Source organism: Rhodoferax lithotrophicus (assembly GCF_019973615.1).
In the GTDB taxonomy this organism is placed as follows: domain Bacteria; phylum Pseudomonadota; class Gammaproteobacteria; order Burkholderiales; family Burkholderiaceae_C; genus Rhodoferax; species Rhodoferax lithotrophicus.
In genome coordinates this window covers 3712637-3731641 of the sequence record NZ_AP024238.1, presented here as the reverse complement: position 1 = coordinate 3731641, position 19005 = coordinate 3712637, and the positions used below count along the sequence as shown (strand labels likewise).

Sequence of the window (19005 nt, the reverse complement as noted above, 5' to 3'; positions counted from 1 at the left end):
CGTGATGAAACCCATTTGGATCGTAGACGATGACCAGTCGATTCGCTTCGTGCTGGAAAAAGCCCTGTTGCGTGAGCAGTTGCCCAGCCGCAGTTTCACCAATGCCCGTGATGTGCTCTTGGCACTGGAGGAAGACGACAACCCCCCTCAGGTGTTGGTGAGTGATATTCGCATGCCTGGCGGTTCGGGCCTGGAGCTGCTGGACAAGGTCAAGGCGAAGTTCCCGGGGCTGCCTGTGATCATCATGACCGCTTATTCGGATCTGGACAGCGCGGTGTCTGCTTTTCAGGGGGGCGCGTTTGAGTACATGCCCAAACCGTTTGACTTGTCCAAAGCCGTGGAGCTGATTCGCCGTGCGGTCGAAGAAAGTCAACGCGAAGAGGTTCGAGAAGAGCTGACGGTTGATACACCGGAGATGCTCGGTCAGGCACCGGCCATGCAGGATGTGTTTCGTGCGATTGGCCGTTTGAGCCAAAGCAATGTCACGGTCATGATCACCGGTGAATCCGGTTCGGGCAAAGAACTGGTGGCGCGTGCGCTGCACAAACACTCGCCGCGTGCCAATGGGCCCTTTGTGGCCATCAACACCGCCGCCATTCCGAAGGATTTGCTGGAGTCTGAGCTGTTTGGCCATGAGCGTGGCGCCTTCACCGGGGCGCAAACCATGCGCCGTGGCCGCTTTGAGCAAGCCGATGGCGGCACCCTGTTTCTGGATGAAATTGGTGACATGCCATTTGACCTGCAAACCCGGTTGCTGCGGGTCTTGTCAGATGGTCATTTTTACCGCGTGGGTGGACACAGTGCGGTCAAAACCAATGTGCGGGTGATTGCCGCTACGCACCAGAACCTGGAGCAGCGGGTCAAGGATGGCGTGTTCCGTGAGGATTTGTTTCACCGCCTGAACGTGATCCGCCTTCGCTTGCCGGCCTTGCGTGAGCGGCTAGAAGACATTCCGATGCTGACCCGGCATTTCTTGCAGCAAAGCGCCCGCCAGTTGGGGGTGGAGCCCAAGCGCATCTCGGATGCTGCGTTGCTGTGGTTGGGTAAATTTGCGTTTCCCGGCAATGTGCGCCAACTGGAAAATATTTGCCACTGGCTGACGGTGATGGCACCGGCGCAGGTGATTGAAGCCAAGGATTTACCGCCGGAAGTGGCGGTGGATGAAATCCTGATTCCTGCCAGCCCCGCCAGCCCCGCCAGCCCCGCGCCTGTAGCGCCTGTAGCTGTTCCGACAGCTCCAGTGGTTCATACCGCTGTTGCCGTGGAAGCGGCTACACCACACACGCCACAAGCCTGGGAACAAGGGTTGATTGAAGAAGCCAATGCGTTGCTGGCTACTGACCGCACTGATGTGTGGGATGTGCTGACGGCACGTTTTGAGTCGTGCCTGATTCATTCAGCCTTGGCTGCAACCCGAGGCCGGCGTATTGAAGCCGCCCAAAAGCTGGGCATCGGGCGCAACACCATCACGCGCAAAATCCAGGAGCTTGGTCTTGAGGAAAATTAGCCTCTAGAGCTTACAAAATAAGCGTTGGTAGCTCTTATAAACAGAGCGTAGATCAGGCCAACTCGACAATGACAGGCGCATGATCGCTAGGGCGTTCGTTCTTGCGCGGGGTTTTGTCAATCCAGCAGGCCTTGGCCAACGGTTTGAGTGCTTGGCTGAGCAGAATGTGGTCAATACGCATGCCCCGGTTGCGTTTGAAGCCAAAGTCACGGTAATCCCACCACGAATAGCTTTTGGGCGCTTGCGGGAACAAGCGGTGCGCATCGGCCAAACCCAGGGCGATCAGGGCACCGAGTTCATAACGTTCTTCATCGGTGCAGTGAATCTGGTCACGCATACCTTCGGGGTCCCAGACATCGGCATCATCAAAGGTGATGTTGTAGTCCCCCATCAGAATCAGTTTGGGGTGTGTCACCAATTCGGTGCGCAGCCAGGCACGCAGACCTTGAAGCCAGGCCAGTTTGTACTCAAACTTGTCGCTGCCGGGCTCCTGCCCGTTGGGAAAATACGCGCCGACGATGCGCACGCTGGATGGAGCGCCGTCCGCTGCGGAGGTCGCCAGGGGAAAACTGGCGCTGATCACACGTGCCATGTCATCGCTGAAACCCGGAATGTTGCGCACGATGTCTTGTGCTGGAGCGCGGCTGATCAGCGCCACGCCGTTGTAGGTTTTCTGGCCAAAACAGACCGACTCGTAGCCCGCCGCCTGGAAGGCCGCATGGGGGAACTTGTCGTCGGTCAATTTGAGCTCTTGCAAGGCCAGCACATCCACCGGGTTGGCTGCCAGCCAGTCCAGTACCTGCGGCAGGCGCACGGTGAGTGAGTTCACGTTCCAGGTAGCAAATTTCATGATATTTGGGTCTCTAATGCTTGATAAATAAGCGCAAGCAGCTATTGTTTTTGATAGGTTACAAAGCTGAAGTGCAAACCGTTCGTACTGGTCTGGGGCTGACGTTCGGTTTCCACCCAGTCCGGGCCAAAGACTGGTGCGAAGGCATCACCTTCAAAGTTGTCCGCCAGCTCGGTCACCACGGCGACGCTGGCCAGCGATAGAGCCTGGGCGTAAATCTCGGCACCACCTATCACCCAGGCGGTACTGTCAACCGGGCAGGCGGCACACGCGGCCTCAAGCGAGTGGGCGACCACCGCACCGTCTGCCGTCCAACCCGCCTGGCGGGTCACCACCACGTTGAGCCGCCCCGGCAAGGGGCGAAACCTGGGTGGCAGGGAATCCCAGGTTTTGCGCCCCATAATCACTGGACAGCCCAGCGTGGTGCGTTTGAAATGCGCCATGTCTTCGGGCAAATGCCAGGGCAGGGTGTTGTGATGGCCAATCACACCGTTGGCGGCGCGGGCAAAAATGAGCTTGAGTTGCATGCTGAAACGCTGATGATTTTTAAGATGACGCTTTATTGCTGGGCTTGGGTGTGGGCGGCCTGCGTGGCGGCAGCAGCACGGCCGCAATAGCCGCCATCACACACAGCACGGCCACAAAGTCTTGCCAACCAGGTGCTTCGCCCACAATCAGGGTGGCGGTCAAGGTGCCAATCAGCGGAATAGCCATGATGCTCATGGCACTGGTGGTGGGTGGCAGATGACGTGCCATGCCAAACCAGATGATCTGGGCAAAACCATAGTTGATGAGTGCGCCATACACCAGGCTGCCCCACATGGGCACAGAAAATTGCCAAGCAGGCCAAGGCTCCAGCACCACCGCCAACCCCCAGAGGCAAATACTGGCCAGGATCAGCATCCACACGGTGAGTGTTTCCATCGGCATACTCAGGTGGGCACGGCGCATCATCAGTGTGCCGGCGGCCCATGCCAGCGCGGCCAGCTCCATCCAGACAATGCCCAGTGGCTTGCCACTCAAGGCGGTGAGTTCATTGAAGGTCAGCAGCCCTATGGCCAGCGCCACTGCCAGTACCGCTAGGCCGATGCGTGGGGTGAGCTTTTCCTTGAAAAACACAATACCCAGCAGCACGGTCCAGATCGGCATGGTGAAGCCCAAAATGGCTGCCCGCCCGCTGGCCAGCTCTTTCACGCCCAAAATGGCCAGGGTATGCCAGCCCAGTACGTTGGGCAAACCCAGTGTGACCACGCTGCGCCACTCGGTGACCTGCGGCCACATACGTACACCTTTGAAACGGTAGAAGCAGAACAGCCATAAGGCCCCAAACGACATGGTCAGGGCGCGAAAGTAAAGCGGCGACAACTCGCGCAGGCTGTACTTCATCATGGGCCAGTTGATGCCCCACATCAGCGTGAGGGCGACCAGGCTCCAGAGCTGTCGACGGCTGATCACACCGCCACCGGGGCTTTGATGGCGGGATGGCATTCATAACCCTGCACCTCAAAGTCTTCAAACTGGTAGTCAAAGATGGACTCGGGTTGGCGCTTGATGTGTAACCGGGGGTAGGCCAGGGGCGTGCGGCTGAGTTGCAGCGCCACCTGCTCGGCGTGGTTGGCGTAGATGTGGCAGTCGCCACCGGTCCAGATGAAGTCGCCTACATCCAGGTCGCATTGCTGCGCCACCATGTGGGTCAGCAGGGCGTAGCTGGCAATGTTGAACGGCACACCCAAAAAAATGTCGGCACTGCGCTGGTACAGCTGGCAGCTGAGTTTGCCGCGCCCGCCCGGTGTGGTGGGTGGGGCCACGTAGAACTGGAAAAAGGCGTGACAGGGCATCAGCGCCATCTTGTCCAGATCGGCCACATTCCAGGCACTGACGATGATGCGACGCGAGTCGGGGTTGGTTTTGAGGGTGTCGATGACCTGCTGAATCTGGTCAATGTGACCGCCGTCAGGGGTGGGCCAGCTGCGCCACTGCACGCCGTAGACCGGGCCCAAGTCGCCGTCGGCGCGGGCCCATTCGTCCCAGATGGTGCAGCCGCGTTCTTGCAGCCATTTCACGTTGGAATCACCACGCAAAAACCACAGCAGCTCGACGATGATGGCGCGCAGGAATACCTTTTTGGTGGTCACCAGCGGAAAGCCCTGGGTCAAATCGAAGCGCATCTGGTAACCAAACACGCTGGTGGTGCCGGTGCCGGTGCGGTCAGGCTTGAACACGCCGGTGGTTTGCACATGGCGTAAAAAGTTTTCGTATTGGGAGGAATCAGGTTTCAACATCAATAGCCCCCAAACAGGATGTCCAGTGCGTTTTGAATCTTGAACTGATGTGCACCCAAGTTGGCAACGGCGGGTTTCAGCGCACTGATGGCCACTGCACCCATAGCGGGCGTATCCATCACCACGGTGGAGCCCTTCACTTGAAATGAGGGATTCAGATCGTTCATTTGACGCGGTAGCATGTCGGCGTTCCACAAAGGCACCAGCACGCGAGTCTTGAAGCCTTTGATGTGGTCGTTTTGCACATCAAGAAAGTATGGGGTGAGTTCGGCATCGTCAGCATCTGGATTTGGGTAAACATCAAAGCGTGCCATTTTTAACCTCTTCGCGACCATCCCCCAGTGATTTTCCCCAGGTGCGGTATTTGGCCAGCGGCAAGCCATGCGTGGCGACACGCTCGTTGTAGGCTGCAATCGCTTCCTTGTTGTCTTCGTTCCACTTGGCCCAGTAACGCCGCTTGACCTCATCGGCCAGTAAAGTATCCACCGTTTGGGACAGGTTCATGCCCATTTCGCGGGCGGCTTCTAGCACCTTGGCGTTGAGCGACAGGTTAGTCGCCTTTTTGGTGGCATTGTCAAAATTCAGCATGATCTGACTCCATGAATGATGCGCACAGTATATGCGCATCATTCATGGGTGAAGTGCTCGCAGGCAGCTCTATGGCGGCATTGACCGCAAGTGCCAGGTTGGCGTGTGATCAGTCGGGAATCTCTGCTTCCACAAGCTGGGTGAGTAACACCAGGGATTCCTGCCAGCCCAGATAACAGGCTTCGGTGGGAATAAGGCTTGGAATACCTTCCTGGACGATGTGCAGTTCAGTGCCGCAAGATACCGGTTTGAACGTGATCGTGGTGTACATGTCGCCGGGAAGGTTGGGGTCGTCAAACCTGTCGCTGTGGCGAATACGTTCATTCGGGACGAGTTCAAGGTAGTCACCACCGAAGGAATGAATGTGGCCTGTGGAGAGATTGGCAAATGACATCTGGTAGCTGCCACCGGTGCGGGCATCAATGTGATGGACTCTCCCGGTGAAGCCATGAGGCGGCAGCCATTTGCACATGGCATCAGCGTCAAGAAATGCGCGATAGATGCGTTCAGCCGGAGCGCGGATGACGCGATGTAGGGTGACGGTTCCTGTAGCCATAAATGCACTGCCCTCGCTCAATGGGTTGAAGAATGGAACGACGCTATGACGAGCGTTCGAGTGCCTGCAGATTAAGGCCGAACGGGGAAACCCTTTGGAGTGAAGTGGCTTGTTGGGACTGCCTAGCCTATGCGGGCCAAGCGTTCAGCATATTGAGCTTTTGATCGGCCTTGGGTATGTGCCGATGGGAGATGGGCGTGAACACAGCCGGTTCACATTTCATTGGCCCGAATCAATGGTGATTTTTCAGTCCTGCCAGGTCGAAGGCGGGGCTGCGTCAGAAGCGGTTGATCTATTCAGCGGCCCAACCCGCGTTTGAGCTCCTTGAGCAGCAACACGACTTGGTTGGATGCGTAACGGTAACTGCCCTCCAGGGCTTGCATGGCTTTGTCTTTTTGGTTGGTTTGCGCCAGAGCCACCACGTTGGAGGCTTGTACGTGAAAGTATTTGTGCCGTGCGATCAGCACTGAAAACGCCGGGTATTTCCCCAGGCGCTGGGTACCAGGCCCGTGCAACCATTTGCCGAGGTCACAACGGTCATCCAGACAAACAATTTCGGGTTGAAGTGTTTCGGTCGAGTTGCCATTGAGGTAGTTTTGCAGACGAAGTTTCCAGTTTTCATGCGCTGCGATGGCGGTGTCGATGTCAATTTCTGACAGGATGGCAGCGGAGGCTTGGGCATCCAGCCCCAGTTCAGTGACGGCTCCAGTTGAGGCAACGTTGGCTGCTTTATCAGTGTCTTTGTTGCCCAATGAAAACAGTCGGCTGAAAAATCCCATGGCGAACCCCTTTGGTCTGTGGTGTCAAGCAAATGTCAAGTCAGTGCGAGATAGATGTGAATTTGTCAGATAGTACACAAAATTCGTCAATATTCAGGAAGAAATAATCACGGTAAGGCGATCACTCTGGCGGGATTCAACAGGTTTTGAGGATCAAGCGCCAGCTTGATGGCGCGCATCAGGCCCAAGGCCACGGGTGATTTGTAATGGGCCAGATGCTCAATCTTGAGGCTGCCAATGCCATGTTCGGCGGATATCGATCCGCCAAAAGCCGCCACCGAGTCAAACACGATGCGGTTGACTTCAGGTTCGTGCTCGCGCAGAAACACAGCGGCATCAATCCCCACGGGTGCCTGCACGTTGTAGTGCAGATTGCCGTCACCCAGGTGGCCAAAATTCACCAGGCGCACACCAGGGATGGCCGCCGCCAATTGCGCGTCAGTGGTTTGCACAAAAGCTGCCATGCTGGAAATAGGCACCGAAATATCGTGCTTGATATTGAGCCCTTCTTCGGCCTGGGCCAGGGGAATACTTTCACGAATTTGCCACAAGACTTTGGCTTGTGCCAGATTTTCAGCCACCACGGCATCACTGGCATGGCCCGCCTCCAGGGCGGCTTCCAGCATATTCTCAAACTGGGTTCTGGCTTGGGTTGGTGCGTCTTGCGAAGCACTTTCCAGCAATACACAAAACGGGGCATCCTGGTACAGGGGTACCCGCAAACTGTCAAAGTGCTTGGCCACCAGGCTCAGGGCAAATTGACCCATCATCTCAAACCCGGTCAGACTGGGTCCCAAATGCTGCTGTGCCAAGCCGAGTAGCGTGACCGCAGCTTGGGTGGAAGGCACGGCCACCCAAGCCGTCAGTTGGGCCTTGGGCAAGGGAAACAGCTTGAGTGTGGCGGCGGTGATGATGCCCAGCGTGCCTTCCGAGCCAATGTAGAGGTTTTTGAGGTCGTAACCGGTGTTGTCTTTGCGTAATCCACTCAGGCCGTGCCACACCTCGCCTTGGGGTGTCACCACCTCTAGCCCCAGGCACAACTCGCGGGTATTGCCAAAGCGCAGGACTTGTGTGCCACCGGCATTGGTGCCCAGGTTGCCGCCAATGGTGCAAGAGCCTTCGGCGGCCAGACTCAGTGGGAACCAGAAGCCCGCGGCTTTGGCCTGTTCCTGCACGGTCTGCAAGATACATCCGGCTTCCACCGTCAGGGTCAGGTTGGCACCGTCCACCTGGCGAATGGCATGCATGCGTTGCAAGCTCAGCACAATTTGTCGACCTGATTCATCAGGTGTGGAGCCCACCACCAAGCCGGTGTTGCCACCTTGCGGCACGATGCTCACAGGGCTGTCGGGGTGTTCGCGGCGGTAACGTGCGCAGGCTTGGACCACTTGCGCCACCTCCGTGGTGTGGGCCGGGCGCACCACGGCCAGTGCTTGACCATGGGTGCGTTTGCGCCAGTCTTGTGTCCAGGCACTCAGGTCGCCGTCGGTCAGCACATGTGCTGTCCCAACGATGTGTTTCAGTTCATTGAGAAGGGTTTGCATGCTCGGGAGACGGGTCGGCAACAGGTTGGTTGGCCTGGGGTGCGGCTTTCAGGCGCAAGCGTACGTGCAACGCACAAGCGGTAAACAGTGCCAGGCACAGCGCCACTTCCATCATGGCCAGGACGTTTCCGGGGGCCTTGTCGCTGTAGGCCCGCACAGCACCTTCGGTGAAATACAGCCACACCAGCAAGCTGACCCAGCGGTAGGTGTACATGCGGTTTTTCAGTAAACCAGCCAGCGGGATACACAGTGGCAGCACTTTCAGGGCCAGCCAGGAGCCGCCTGGGCGCAGCGGAGCCAGCAGCAGTTCCCAGGCCAGGCCCAGGGCAATCAGGCCCAACAGGCTACCTACGGCCAGAATCCGGGTGAATGCCACAGAATTTGAGGCGGGGTTGGAGGAGGGGGGAGTGAGATGCGTCATTGGGATGGCATCATAGCGGGCATGAGTTCCTTGCCCACGTCCCCCATCACCTGGCCCCAGAGGCTGGAAGTATTTGTCAGAGAGTTGTCGCGTTTTCCCTGGAAAAACACGGCCCATACGCTGCGCGAGCGTTTTCGTGAAGATCGGCTCGGGCTGACTGCCAGCAGCCTGACCTTTACCACCACCATTGCACTGGTGCCCCTGTTCACCGTGATTCTGGCGGTGTTTACCGCGTTTCCGATGTTCAGCAAGTTCCAGGACGTGTTGCAGCGGTGGCTGGTAGATAGTCTGATCCCCGACAGCATTTCCCGTCAGGTATTGGGTTATCTGACGCAGTTCTCTGGCAAGGCCAGCAAACTGGGTGGTGCGGGTCTGGCGATCCTGTTTGTCACCGCACTGGCCTTGATTCTGACGATTGACCGCACCTTGAACGGTATCTGGCGGGTGCGCAAATCGCGCCCTCTGGGGCAGCGCGTGCTGGTGTACTGGTCGGTGGTGTCGTTGGGGCCGTTGTTGCTGGCGGTGAGTTTGTCACTGACTTCATATGCCTTGTCAGCGTCCAAAGGCTTGGTGGGTGCCTTGCCGGGTGGGGTGCAATTGTTGTTGGACAGCTTGCAGTTTGTGATTTTTGCCTGGGGCATGGCCGCGCTCTACCACTACGTGCCCAATACCCAGGTGCGTTGGGGGCATGCGTGGGTGGGTGGGGTCTTTGTTTCTGCCGGGTTTGAATTGGCCAAGCGTCTGCTGGTGTGGTACCTGGGTCAGGTGCCCACTTATTCCGTGTTGTACGGGGCGTTTGCCACGGTGCCGATTTTGTTGGTCTGGATTTACACCGCCTGGGTGATTGTGCTGCTGGGTGCGGTGATTACGGCTTACCTGCCCAGTTTGCTCAGTGGTGTGCAGCGCCGTGCACGAGCCCACGGCTGGCAGTTTTTGCTGGCGCTGGAAACTTTGCAGCAATTGGAGCCCAGGCAGCTCAAGCCAGAAAAAGGCCTGACCATGTCGGCACTGGCCAAAGAGTTGAAGGTGGATGCCTTGCAGCTTGAGCCCGTGCTGGAAACCTTGCAGGTGCTGGATTGGGTGGGCAAGCTGGATGAGCAGTCTGAAGGCGGAGAAGCCCGCTATGTTTTGCTGGCCAATCCCGATACCACCCTGATGGCACCGTTGCTCAATACCTTGTTGTTGCAGCAGGAAGGTTCTACCGATAATTTATGGAAAATAAGCCTCTGGCGCTCTATTTATTTGCGTGAGGTACTATAAATTTAATAGTATTCAGGTGCGCCCCGTAAACGCTTGTGCCGCCAGTGTGCCGACCAGTATTCAGACAACGAAAGTTGGATGCCTCAAATGCTGGAAAATCCCCCCCACTTTGATTGACCTACCGCATGATTGATATGAACGAAACCTCAGAACGCCCTCTTTTGCCCGACCATCTGTCCAGTGACCCCCGCAGCCCTCACCATGTGGCCGCGGTGTTTGAGCATCACATTGGCATCCACCTGAACGACAAAGAGTTGTTTAATGTCGAGGAATACTGTGTCAGTGAAGGTTGGGTCAAGGTACCCGCAGGCAAAACCCGTGACCGCAAAGGTAACCCGCTGTTGATCAAGCTCAAAGGCAAGGTCGAGGCGTTTTATAAATAGCCTGAGCTGCGCCGCATGGCGAACTGACCAGATGCCCACTCCAACATTTTTGACTTAAAGGCACGCCATGGTATTTGCCTCGCTGGAATTCCTGACGCTTTTTTTGCCTTTGTTTTTTGCGTTTTATGTGGCCACACCACAGCACTATCGCAACCACACTCTGCTGGTGGGCAGCTGGCTGTTTTATGCCTGGTGGACACCGAAGTTTTTGCTGTTGATCATCACACTCACGGTGCTGGCCTGGGGTGCGGCGATTCTGATTGACAAGTCCCACAATGAGCAGCGCAAAACCCGCATCATGGCCACTGCCATTGTGCTGAACCTGGCCTCGCTGGTCTGGTACAAATACACCAACATGGTGGTGCAGTCGCTCAACACCTTGCTGACCGGGCATGACCTGCCGCCGATTCCCTGGGTAAATGTGATGCTGCCGATTGGCTTGTCATTCACCGTGTTGCATGCCATTTCTTACCTGGTGGATGTGCGGCGCAAAACGGTGGAATGCCAGTACAGCCTGATCTCGTTTTCGGCCTACATGGCCATGTTTGGCCATTTGATTGCCGGGCCGATCGTGCGCTACAAGGTGATTGACAAGGAATTGCGGGATCGGGTCTTCTCGGTGCAAGAGTTTGGTGCCGGGGTCAAGCGCTTCATGATCGGTTTTTCCATGAAGGTGCTGATTGCCGACACCCTCTCACCGGTGGTGTCTCTTGCATTTGGCCTGCAAAACCCCTCGTTTGTCGATGCCTGGGTGGGCTGCGCGGCCTACACCTTGCAGTTGTTTTTTGACTTTGCCGGTTACAGCGCCATGGCGATTGGCCTGGGGCTGATGATGGGCTTCAAGTTTCAGGAAAACTTCAACCACCCCTATCTGGCGGTGTCGATCCAGGATTTCTGGCGGCGCTGGCACATGACACTGTCATCCTGGCTGCGCGACTACCTGTACATCTCACTCGGCGGCAACCGGTTTGGCGTGACCCGCACCTACGTCAACCTGATGCTTACCATGGCCATTGGCGGCCTGTGGCATGGGGGTGACAACTGGAATTACCTGATCTGGGGCATCATCCAGGGCAGTGCCCTGTGTGTGGATCGGGCCTACACGCTGCGGGGCCACAGCATGCCCAACTACGCCTCGCGCACCCTGACCTTGCTGGTGGTGATGCTGGCCTGGACGGTGTTTCGCGCCAGCGGCTGGGATCAGGCCATGCACATGCTCACTGGCCAGTTTGGCCTGAACGGTTTTGCCATGGGTGATGCCATTGCCCTGGCCCTGCGCCCGAGTATTTTGGTGACCTTTTTGATCGGGCTGGTGTGTGTGGTCTACCCCGGCACAAAGTTTGCCGAGCGTGGCGGGCTGAATGCGCCCGCCTGGAGCAATATCTGGCCGATTCTGACCTTTGCTTATGCCGTGATGGTGCTGGCCGGACAAAAAGCCATTCCCTTCTTGTACTTCCAGTTCTAGGCAGACCGATATGAGCACAACTGACAAATCCAACGAAGCGGCTTCCAAGACACCGCACCGCCTGGCCTTGTTGCCCGCCGCCATGTTTGTGGTGATGATGCTGGCCGGCTTGGGGGTCACGGTTCAATCCTTGCGCAATGTGCCCGAGTCGGCCTGGGCGGGGTTTACTGAGCCGACCAAATTGTTGGGCGGTGAATCGACCCGCCAGTTCACCAGCAACCTGAATGACCATTTTTTACCCAGCCATTTTTTCGCGCAGGTTGAGCGGGCCGTCACCTGGACGCTGGTGGGCGACACCGGTGCCCAGGTCGGAACCGGTTGCTCGGACTGGTTTTTCCTCACCGAAGAGCTGGAGACTTTTCCCCATCCCCAACAGTCGGCCCAGGCCCGTGCCGACATTGTTGCGGCCGTTGCCAAAAACCTGAAAGCCCAGGGCATCGACCTGGTGGTTGCCCTGGTGCCTGACAAGACCCGAATTGAGCAGGCGCATTTGTGCGGCCTGCACCGCTCGCCCTTATTTGCCCAGCGCCTGAGCCAATGGCAAACCGCGCTGACACAAGCCGGTGTCAACGTGCTGAACCTGGAGCCGGTGCTGTCGGCCTTGCCGGGTGAGCGTTATTACCGCACCGATTCACATTGGAATGAGTCGGGTTCAGACGCGGCGGCGCTGGCGATTGCCAAGCATCTGAAGGGGGCCTCTGGCGTGCCGTCTGCTGAGGCTGCCCAAATGAATCGCCAGACGGCGGATCGTCCCGGTGACCTGTTTCGCTTGTCCAACCTGGAGGGCTTGCCCGCCCTGTTGCGGCCCCCGGTAGAAAAGGCCCAGATCACTACCCTGGCCGCAGCACCTGCCGTTCCAGCGGCTGGGGCGGATGATTTGTTTGGCGATGCTGCTTTGCCCACGGTGGTGGTGGTGGGCACATCGTTCTCGCGCACGTCCAATTTTGTGCCGTTTTTAAGCCATTACATGGGTGCTGAAGTGGCCAATCTGGCCAAGGATGGGGGTAATTTTGAAGGCTCTGCCTTGGCCTACCTGGGTAGTCCTACCTTTGAGCAAACGCCGCCCAAGACCATCGTGTGGGAAGTGCCTGAGCGTATGTTGCAAAAGCCACTTTCAAAGGCCGAACAGCAATGGATGCGTGATTTGAAATTGCGACCAGCCCATTGATCTGCTAGCCAATCTACGGGCATGGTGTGATAATTTCCTCAAGTCAGGTTGTGCAGGATCGTTGTTGTTGGAACAGTTCAAAAGGTCACCATGAATGACGTTGAGAGAATGCGTTTTTTACCCAGTTTAGACGCAACTTTGCTGGATGACACGTTGTCTGGCTGGCAAACCGGGTTTCCCCACATGGGTGTTTGTGTATTGCTGCCAGAGGCGCAAAAAGAACACGTTGGCCTGGTGCAAGCGCTGTGCGCCAAGCGGAAGATTCCCTTGGTGGGGGCTATTTTTCCGGCGCTGATTCATCAGGCTGCATTTCACACCCACGGTATCTGGCTGTTGCGCTTTGATGAGATGCCTTTTTACGCCTTGTATGCTGATTTGCCTGTGGATGCACCAGGTGTTGAGCAGCAAACTGACTTGATCGCCCAGCAAATTGCCAACCAACTTGTGGGAAACGAAGAATTCACGCTGTTCATGTTGTTTGATGCCATGGTGCCCAACATTGGGACATTGCTGGATGGTGTTTACCTGCAATTGGCCAATCGCGTTCATTACGCTGGAGCCAACGCCGGCAGCGAAACCTTTCAACCCTTGCCTTGCTTGTTCGACACCAGCCGTCTGGTGCAAAACGGGGTGTTGCTGATGCTGCTGCCCCAACATCAGGGGGCGATTCTTGAGCATGGTTACCATGCCCCAGCGAAAACGGTGTATGCCACCAGTACCTTGGGCAACCGTATTTCTCAGATTGATTGGCGTCCGGCTTTTAAGGTGTACCAGGAGCTGGTTCAAAGCCAGTACGGCGTGCAGATTACGCCGCAGAATTTTTATGAACATGCGGTGCATTTCCCGTTTGGCATTGTGCGGGCCAATCACCATGTGTTGGTGCGTATTCCCGTCATGCTCCATGAAGATGGCTCGCTGTTTTGCGTGGGTGAAGTGCCTGCCAACTCGGTGTTGACGCTGCTGCAACGCCCGATGGTGGACACCCATGAAACCATGCGTGTCTTGATCGCCGGTTTGACCGAGTTGAATGGTGACAGCGCCGGTGCCGATGTGTTGCTGTTTTATTGCGCTGGCAGGCGCTTGCACCTCGGGGTGGAGCGCTCCACCAGTGAACTGGTTGAATTTGAACGGCTTACCCAGGCGGGCCAGATTGCAGGTGCTGTGTCCTTAGGCGAAATCGGTGGCTCTACCCTGCATGGTTATCCGCTGTTTCACAATGCTGCGTTGCTGGCGGCACACTGGCCATGACTTTCTGGACCTTGTAGATCATGCAGCATCAACAGATCTTGCCAGTGCTGTATGACCTGTCCGTCACGATTGGCAGCGAGATTCGGCTTAAACAACTGCTCACCCGGACCTTGCAGCGTTTGCTCTACCACACCTCGTTTTCGGCGGGGTTTGTCTGTCTGGACATGCCCGCTTGTGAAGGCGCACAGGCTCCCTTGGCGGTGTGTATCAGTGCCGCGGTGGGTGATTTTGAATTGATTGCCCAGATCGGAAACTCCATCACCGTGCCTTGTGCGTTGGTTTATGGTTGTGCCAGCCAGGAGCTTGAACCGATGCCTTTTCTGGCCGCTTTGGGGCTGACCCGCAGTCACTACCAAGCGTTTTACAGGCTGCCACTTGAACACAACGGTGCTATTGTGTTGCTGGCAATGACACAGCCCGAAACAAACTTTGATCTGGCACAAGTGCTTACGCCTGTGCTGACACAATTGTCCAAGGCCATTGTGTTGTGCCGAGCACACGATGCCCAATTGGCAGCAGCTGCAGCGCAGCAAGAAATCTTGCAGCAGTCGCTTGCACAAGTCGAGGGGGAGTTTCAAGTCCTGATGGCGATCAGTCCCATGGGGGTGGGTTTGTCCAGTGATGGCATCATCATGGATGCCAATGACGCTTTTCTTCAGCTTTTTGGTTATGCGCGAATTGAGGATTTGCGTGGTCAAGTGTTGACGAACTGTATTGCTCCGCAACAGCGGGACAAAATTTGGCAACACATGACCTCGCGTGCCCAAGGCCTGACGACACAAGATACTTATGAGACGGTGGGTTTGCGCCAGGATGGCACGCAATTTCCGTTCATGGTGTCTTCCAGGCGTTTGCAGACTCCCCAGGGCCCGAGAACGTTTTCTTACTTTGTGGATTTGACCGAACAAAAGCGTGCCGAGGAGCAGTTGCGGGCGGTGAATCGCATGATGCGTTTGGTGTTGGAAACCGCCCCCTTGCGGATTTTCTGGAAAGATAAGGACTCACGTTACCTGGGCTGCAACCGGGCTTTTGCGCATGATGCGGGTTTGAACGAGCCCGATGAGCTGGTCGGCAAATTGGACTCTGACATGGGGTGGCATGAGCAGGCGGAGCTCTACCGTGCCGATGATCAGCTTGTCATGACCAGCAAAACGCCGCGGCTGAATTTTGAAGAGCCGCAAACCACCCCTGAGGGCCAACAGATTTGGCTACGCACCTCCAAAGTGCCACTGATCGGGACGGATGGCCAAGAGATGGGGGTGCTGGGTATCTATGACGACATCACCGCGCAGAAACAAGCCCAGGCGCAAATTGAAAAGCTGGCTTATTTTGATACCCTGACGGGTTTGCCCAATCGGCAACAGGTGATCAATGGCTTGCACCAGGCCATGGAAACCAGTGAACACAGTCAACGTTGGTGTGCGTTGCTGTTTTTGGATCTGGACGACTTCAAGAGCCTGAACGATGCCAAGGGTTTACACCTTGGTGACAAGTTGTTGATCGAGGTGGGTGCACGGCTGAAAGACTGTGTGAGGGATCACGCCATGGTGGCCCGTCCTGGGGGTGACGAATTCATCGTTCTGCTTGAAGGTTTGGGTGCTGACGTGGACGATGCTGCGGCACAAGCTGAACTGGTGGCTGAAAAAATTCGGCACGTGGTCAACCAGAAGTTTGAGCTGGGGAAGGTGGTTGTACATACCACCCCCAGCATTGGTGTGGTGATGTTTCGGGGTCTTGAGCCAGGCTCGGACTCGCTGCTCAAGCATGCAGATGCTGCCATGTACCAGGCTAAAAAAGCCGGGCGCAACTCCATCAGTTTTTTTGATCCCCAGGTGCAAACGGCCCTGGAAGCCCGCTTAGGGCTGGTGGAAGACTTGGCGCGGGCGCAAGAACAGGGGCAGTTGTTGCTCTATTTTCAGAAGCAGGTCAACGCCCAGGGGCGCACCATGGGGGCCGAGGTGTTGATCCGCTGGCAGCATCCCCAGCGTGGCTTGGTGTCACCTGCGCAATTTATTCCCCTGGCAGAAGAAACCGGCATCATCATGGCCATGGGCTTGTGGGTGTTGCAGGGGGCTTGCAGGCAACTCAAATCCTGGCAAGCCAGGCCCATCACATGTGATTTGACCCTGTCCGTCAACGTCAGTGCCAAGCAATTTCACCAGGATGATTTTGTCGAGCAAGTGCGCCGCACCTTGGTCGAGACCGGTGCCAAACCGTCTCACCTGAAGCTGGAGTTGACCGAGAGTATTGTGCTGAAAAATGTGGAAGACACCATTGCCAAAATGCGTGAACTCAAGCTGCTGGGCATCAGTTTCTCGATGGACGACTTTGGCACGGGTTATTCGTCGCTGCAATACCTCAAGCGTCTGCCGCTGGATCAAATCAAGATCGATCAGGGTTTTGTGCGTGACATCACCACCGATGCCAACGATGCCGCCATTGTGCAAACCATCATTGCCATGACCGAAGCTCTGGGTTTGAACGTGATTGCCGAAGGGGTGGAAACCGATGCCCAAAGGACGTTTCTGGAGCAGCGTGGCTGCCATTCCTTTCAGGGCTATTTTTTTGGCAGGCCGGTTCCGCTGGCACAGTTTGAGGCTGACCTCTGCCAGGACAAAACCTAGCCCGCCCGTGTTGCCTGCACGGCCAGATCAGGGTTTCAAGAAATTTTGCAAGGCTGTCAGCATTTCTTCCGGCGTTTCGTTCATTTGATGATGCCCACCGGGCAGGTAAACCACTTGAGGCTGCCGGGCGGCCTGAATCAGCGCAAGGGCTGCTTTGGGCGGGGTCATCTGGTCGACTTGGCCCAGTACAAACAGCACCGGGCAGGTCACCTGGGCCATCGCCTGCAAGCCGTTCTGGTAGCTGTCGCAGGCCTTGAAGCCGGTGTAAAACACATTCACGGCCGGGTTGCTGGCCAGTACCCGCCGCCCCAGCGCCATGGACGCGCCATACACCCAGGTACCCGGCCCCAGGGCCGAGGGTGGTGGGGCCAGGGTAGAGCGGGAAAACACGTTGACCATTTCCAATGCTTTCATCGGTGCACTGACCGAACTCTCCAGCAAGGCGGGCGACACCCGCATCGGGAACGCCGTGCCGACCAGCACCAACTGGCTGATGCGCCCCGGTGCGCGGGCGGCGGTCTCCAGCGCAATCAGCGAACCAAAGCTATGGCCGATCAGCACCGCCTTTTCAAGCCCGGCGGCATCCAGCAGGGCCAGCACAAAGTCGGCGGCTTCTTCCACACTGGCGGGCGGTGCGCCAGCGCTTTTGCAGTGACCTGGCAAATCCACGGCCAGCACATTCCAGCCATGGTGCGCCAGGTAACGGGTTTGCAAAATCCACACGCTGTGGTCATTGAGCACACCGTGAATGAAGATGGCGGTGGGTTTGGCTGCATCAAAAGCTTTGCCGCCGGTGTAGCAATAGGTGCGATGGGTGTTGACGGTCAGGTACATGGGGCGTGAATGGGTTGATTTTTATAAAAAAAATTGGCCTCTAGAGCTTGTAATGTATGCGCAAGTAGCTATAAAAAATGTAGTATTCAGGTGGTGTGCCACATCAGGCCTTTTCAGCCGCTTTCAGGGCGCGTTTGAGGTCGTCGATCAAATCATCCGGGTCTTCCAGGCCGATGCTCAGGCGGATCGTGCCCTGGGTGATGCCACCTGCGGCCAGGGCCGCGTCGGTCATGCGGAAATGCGTGGTGCTGGCCGGGTGAATTACCAGGCTGCGGCAATCACCCACATTGGCCAGGTGGCTGAAAATTTTCAGGGTTTCGACAAACTTTTTGCCTTGCTCGCGGTTGCCCTTCAGGTCAAAGCTGAACACCGAGCCTGCGCCGCGGGGCAACAATTTTTGCGCCAGTGCATGGCTGGGATGGCTTTCCAGCATGGGGTGGCCGACGCGCGAGACAAACGGCTGACTGGCCAGAAACGCCACCACTTTTTGCGTGTTGCTCATGTGCCGCGCCATGCGCAGCGGCAGGGTCTCCATGCCTTGCAAAATCAACCAGGCCGAGTGCGGACTCAAACATGCGCCAAAGTCGCGCAGGCCTTCGCGCCGGGCGCGCAGCAAAAACGCGCCCACGGTGGATTCTTCGGAAAACACCATGTTGTGAAAGCCGTCATAGGCTTGGCAAAGTTCGGGGAACTTGCTGAGTGCCCCCGTGGCTTTGTCAGAGGGGGCTTCCCAGTCAAAACTGCCGCCATCCACCACCACACCGCCAATCACCGTGCCGTGACCGCTTAAAAACTTGGTGGCCGAGTGGTAAACCAGGTCGGCCCCGTGCTCAAACGGCTTCATCAACCAGGGCGTGGTCAGGGTGGAGTCCACCAGCAATGGCACACCGGCCTCATGGGCTATCGCGCTGACCGTCGGAATATCCAGCACATCCAGCCCTGGGTTGCCCACGGTTTCACCAAAAAACAGCTTGGTGTTGGGGCGTACGGCAGCGCGCCAGCCGTCAATGTCGCCGGGCTGGACAAAGGTGGTGTCAATGCCAAAACGGCGCAGCGTGTAGTGCAGCAGGTTCTGGCTGCCGCCATACAGCGCGGTGCTGGCCACGATGTGGCTGCCGGCCCCCATCAGCGTGGCCACACTCAGGTGTAGCGCGGCTTGGCCGCTGGCCACTGAAATCGCGCCTATGCCGCCTTCAAGCGCACTGATACGTTGCTCCAGCACCGCGTTGGTCGGGTTGCTGATGCGGCTGTAGACATGGCCGGCACGCTCCAGATTAAAGAGCGACTGGGCATGGTCGCTGCTCTCAAACACAAACGAGGTGGTCAGGTGAATCGGCACCGCGCGTGCGCCAGTGGCTGGGTCAGGGGCGGCACCTGCGTGAAGGGCCAAAGTGTCAAAAGCGGGGTCAGAGTAGCCGGGCATGAAGGTCTTTCGCTGTAGACAAGGTATGTGAGGCCACGATTTTTGCTCAAACGGGCCAAGTTGCTGGAATTTA

The 19005-nt window shown here is 57.0% G+C and carries 19 protein-coding genes; 7 read left to right on the top strand and 12 right to left on the bottom strand.

The genetic code is table 11. The features are described 5' to 3' along the window. Nucleotides 1-4 precede the first annotated feature (4 nt). Nucleotides 5-1507: a nitrogen regulation protein NR(I) gene (gene ntrC, locus LDN84_RS17235; RefSeq protein ID WP_223913090.1), complete on the top strand. Its 1503-nt coding sequence runs from the start codon at nt 5-7 to the stop codon at nt 1505-1507. A gap of 52 nt (nt 1508-1559) precedes the next feature. Here the strand turns inward: ntrC and xth are convergent, their stop codons facing one another. The 10 genes from xth to LDN84_RS17185 all read right to left on the bottom strand — a co-directional run bounded on the left by xth (nt 1560) and on the right by LDN84_RS17185 (nt 8527). Continuing rightward, nucleotides 1560-2357 (bottom strand): exodeoxyribonuclease III, encoded by a 798-nt coding sequence (gene xth / locus LDN84_RS17230; RefSeq protein WP_223904655.1) that lies wholly within the window; start codon nt 2355-2357, stop codon nt 1560-1562. A gap of 41 nt (nt 2358-2398) precedes the next feature. Then, nucleotides 2399-2884, bottom strand: a complete 486-nt coding sequence (locus LDN84_RS17225) for a dihydrofolate reductase (protein ID WP_223904654.1) — start codon at nt 2882-2884, stop codon at nt 2399-2401. A gap of 19 nt (nt 2885-2903) precedes the next feature. Then, a complete protein-coding gene (locus LDN84_RS17220) occupies nt 2904-3845 on the bottom strand; it encodes a DMT family transporter (protein WP_223904653.1) in 942 nt (313 codons plus the stop codon). After that, nucleotides 3809-4639, bottom strand: coding sequence for a thymidylate synthase (locus LDN84_RS17215; protein ID WP_223904652.1), 831 nt, complete (start codon nt 4637-4639; stop codon nt 3809-3811). The genes LDN84_RS17220 and LDN84_RS17215 overlap by 37 nt, the downstream gene beginning before the upstream one ends. After that, complete coding sequence (locus tag LDN84_RS17210) at nt 4639-4953, bottom strand: CcdB family protein (protein WP_223904651.1); 315 nt, start codon at nt 4951-4953, stop codon at nt 4639-4641. Before LDN84_RS17210 ends, LDN84_RS17215 begins: the two co-directional genes overlap by 1 nt. Further along, nucleotides 4940-5227 carry a type II toxin-antitoxin system CcdA family antitoxin gene (locus tag LDN84_RS17205; protein ID WP_223904650.1) on the bottom strand — a complete coding sequence of 96 codons (288 nt, stop codon included), beginning with the start codon at nt 5225-5227 and terminating at the stop codon, nt 4940-4942. The genes LDN84_RS17210 and LDN84_RS17205 overlap by 14 nt, the downstream gene beginning before the upstream one ends. Before the next feature lie 109 nt (nt 5228-5336). After that, nucleotides 5337-5783 carry an SRPBCC family protein gene (locus LDN84_RS17200; protein ID WP_223904649.1) on the bottom strand — a complete coding sequence of 149 codons (447 nt, stop codon included), beginning with the start codon at nt 5781-5783 and terminating at the stop codon, nt 5337-5339. Nucleotides 5784-6079: 296 nt separating this feature from the next. Further along, on the bottom strand, nt 6080-6562 hold the full coding sequence (locus tag LDN84_RS17195; RefSeq protein WP_223904648.1) for a CZB domain-containing protein: 483 nt from the start codon (nt 6560-6562) through the stop codon (nt 6080-6082). A gap of 107 nt (nt 6563-6669) precedes the next feature. Beyond that, on the bottom strand, nt 6670-8106 hold the full coding sequence (locus LDN84_RS17190) for an FAD-binding oxidoreductase (RefSeq protein WP_223904647.1): 1437 nt from the start codon (nt 8104-8106) through the stop codon (nt 6670-6672). Further along, entirely contained in the window at nt 8087-8527 is a 441-nt protein-coding gene (locus LDN84_RS17185) for a DUF2069 domain-containing protein (RefSeq protein ID WP_223904646.1), read from the bottom strand. Before LDN84_RS17185 ends, LDN84_RS17190 begins: the two co-directional genes overlap by 20 nt. A 21-nt stretch (nt 8528-8548) precedes the next feature. Between LDN84_RS17185 and LDN84_RS17180 the strand changes: the two genes are divergently transcribed. The 6 genes from LDN84_RS17180 (at nt 8549) to LDN84_RS17155 (ending at nt 16675) form a co-directional block, all read left to right on the top strand. Then, nucleotides 8549-9787 carry a YihY family inner membrane protein gene (locus LDN84_RS17180; RefSeq protein WP_223904645.1) on the top strand — a complete coding sequence of 413 codons (1239 nt, stop codon included), beginning with the start codon at nt 8549-8551 and terminating at the stop codon, nt 9785-9787. Between the two features lie 134 nt (nt 9788-9921). Further along, nucleotides 9922-10170, top strand: a complete 249-nt coding sequence (locus LDN84_RS17175; protein ID WP_435405897.1) for a DUF3297 family protein — start codon at nt 9922-9924, stop codon at nt 10168-10170. Nucleotides 10171-10237: 67 nt separating this feature from the next. Further along, nucleotides 10238-11635 (top strand): MBOAT family O-acyltransferase, encoded by a 1398-nt coding sequence (locus tag LDN84_RS17170; RefSeq protein ID WP_223904643.1) that lies wholly within the window; start codon nt 10238-10240, stop codon nt 11633-11635. 10 nt (nt 11636-11645) lie between these two features. Then, on the top strand, nt 11646-12803 hold the full coding sequence (locus tag LDN84_RS17165) for an alginate O-acetyltransferase AlgX-related protein (RefSeq protein WP_223904642.1): 1158 nt from the start codon (nt 11646-11648) through the stop codon (nt 12801-12803). A gap of 90 nt (nt 12804-12893) precedes the next feature. Further along, nucleotides 12894-14051 carry an FIST signal transduction protein gene (locus tag LDN84_RS17160; RefSeq protein ID WP_223904641.1) on the top strand — a complete coding sequence of 386 codons (1158 nt, stop codon included), beginning with the start codon at nt 12894-12896 and terminating at the stop codon, nt 14049-14051. A 20-nt stretch (nt 14052-14071) separates the two neighbouring features. Further along, the gene (locus LDN84_RS17155; protein ID WP_223904640.1) at nt 14072-16675 is read left to right on the top strand and encodes a putative bifunctional diguanylate cyclase/phosphodiesterase; all 2604 of its coding nucleotides are present in this window, start codon (nt 14072-14074) and stop codon (nt 16673-16675) included. 27 nt (nt 16676-16702) lie between these two features. Here the strand turns inward: LDN84_RS17155 and LDN84_RS17150 are convergent, their stop codons facing one another. Then, nucleotides 16703-17509 (bottom strand): alpha/beta fold hydrolase, encoded by an 807-nt coding sequence (locus LDN84_RS17150; RefSeq protein ID WP_223904639.1) that lies wholly within the window; start codon nt 17507-17509, stop codon nt 16703-16705. Nucleotides 17510-17612: 103 nt separating this feature from the next. Next, the gene (locus tag LDN84_RS17145) at nt 17613-18932 is read right to left on the bottom strand and encodes an O-acetylhomoserine aminocarboxypropyltransferase (RefSeq protein WP_223904638.1); all 1320 of its coding nucleotides are present in this window, start codon (nt 18930-18932) and stop codon (nt 17613-17615) included. Nucleotides 18933-19005 lie beyond the last annotated feature (73 nt).

Bases quoted from the DNA above. Each gene is read 5' to 3' on its own strand.
- LDN84_RS17175 (WP_435405897.1), top strand. From the start codon at position 9,922: ATGAACGAAACCTCAGAACGCCCTCTTTTGCCCGACCATCTGTCCAGT.
- LDN84_RS17205 (WP_223904650.1), bottom strand. From the start codon at position 5,227: ATGCTGAATTTTGACAATGCCACCAAAAAGGCGACTAACCTGTCGCTC.
- LDN84_RS17200 (WP_223904649.1), bottom strand. From the start codon at position 5,783: ATGGCTACAGGAACCGTCACCCTACATCGCGTCATCCGCGCTCCGGCT.
- LDN84_RS17180 (WP_223904645.1), top strand. From the start codon at position 8,549: ATGAGTTCCTTGCCCACGTCCCCCATCACCTGGCCCCAGAGGCTGGAA.
- LDN84_RS17225 (WP_223904654.1), bottom strand. From the start codon at position 2,884: ATGCAACTCAAGCTCATTTTTGCCCGCGCCGCCAACGGTGTGATTGGC.
- LDN84_RS17150 (WP_223904639.1), bottom strand. From the start codon at position 17,509: ATGTACCTGACCGTCAACACCCATCGCACCTATTGCTACACCGGCGGC.
- LDN84_RS17165 (WP_223904642.1), top strand. From the start codon at position 11,646: ATGAGCACAACTGACAAATCCAACGAAGCGGCTTCCAAGACACCGCAC.
- LDN84_RS17145 (WP_223904638.1), bottom strand. From the start codon at position 18,932: ATGCCCGGCTACTCTGACCCCGCTTTTGACACTTTGGCCCTTCACGCA.
- LDN84_RS17170 (WP_223904643.1), top strand. From the start codon at position 10,238: ATGGTATTTGCCTCGCTGGAATTCCTGACGCTTTTTTTGCCTTTGTTT.
- LDN84_RS17210 (WP_223904651.1), bottom strand. From the start codon at position 4,953: ATGGCACGCTTTGATGTTTACCCAAATCCAGATGCTGACGATGCCGAA.
- LDN84_RS17220 (WP_223904653.1), bottom strand. From the start codon at position 3,845: ATGCCATCCCGCCATCAAAGCCCCGGTGGCGGTGTGATCAGCCGTCGA.
- LDN84_RS17215 (WP_223904652.1), bottom strand. From the start codon at position 4,639: ATGTTGAAACCTGATTCCTCCCAATACGAAAACTTTTTACGCCATGTG.
- LDN84_RS17190 (WP_223904647.1), bottom strand. From the start codon at position 8,106: ATGCAAACCCTTCTCAATGAACTGAAACACATCGTTGGGACAGCACAT.
- LDN84_RS17185 (WP_223904646.1), bottom strand. From the start codon at position 8,527: ATGACGCATCTCACTCCCCCCTCCTCCAACCCCGCCTCAAATTCTGTG.
- ntrC (WP_223913090.1), top strand. From the start codon at position 5: ATGAAACCCATTTGGATCGTAGACGATGACCAGTCGATTCGCTTCGTG.
- LDN84_RS17155 (WP_223904640.1), top strand. From the start codon at position 14,072: ATGCAGCATCAACAGATCTTGCCAGTGCTGTATGACCTGTCCGTCACG.
- LDN84_RS17160 (WP_223904641.1), top strand. From the start codon at position 12,894: ATGAATGACGTTGAGAGAATGCGTTTTTTACCCAGTTTAGACGCAACT.
- LDN84_RS17195 (WP_223904648.1), bottom strand. From the start codon at position 6,562: ATGGGATTTTTCAGCCGACTGTTTTCATTGGGCAACAAAGACACTGAT.
- xth (WP_223904655.1), bottom strand. From the start codon at position 2,357: ATGAAATTTGCTACCTGGAACGTGAACTCACTCACCGTGCGCCTGCCG.